Source organism: Streptomyces sp. NRRL F-5126, from assembly GCF_000721265.1.
In the GTDB taxonomy this organism is placed as follows: domain Bacteria; phylum Actinomycetota; class Actinomycetes; order Streptomycetales; family Streptomycetaceae; genus Streptomyces.
The window spans coordinates 1-315 of record NZ_JOFZ01000130.1 but is presented as its reverse complement, the minus strand read 5'-3'; the positions used below and the strand labels follow the sequence as shown (position 1 = coordinate 315).

The 315-nt window shown below is 54.9% G+C and carries 1 protein-coding gene; it reads right to left on the bottom strand.

All coding sequences use genetic code 11. The annotated features are described in order from the left end of the window. The coding region (locus IH48_RS35570; protein WP_199810051.1) for a DNA cytosine methyltransferase at positions 1 to 304 on the bottom strand (304 nt) is incomplete at its 3' end. Positions 305 to 315: the final 11 nt, after the last annotated feature.

Below are 315 nucleotides of genomic sequence, written 5' to 3'. Positions count from 1 at the left end.
AATAGAATCCGAAAGCGTCGTCTGCGTATTCGCTATCTGGCATTTCTGTGGCGTCGTCTGCGAAGAGAACTCTCCGCGGATCCTCGGTCTGGGACGCCACGACGATTACTCGCTGTCGGCGTTGCGGCACACCGGTGAAACGCGAATCAACCAGCCTGTATGCCCAGCGGTAGCCAAGTCGCTCAAATTCACGGACGAGGTATGCCATGGCTTGGCCGCGATCTAGTGACAGCATATTGCGCACATTTTCGATCACGACCCACTTGGGCGACGCATCTGCAAGGAGTTTGAATAGATGCTTCACCAATCCAGACT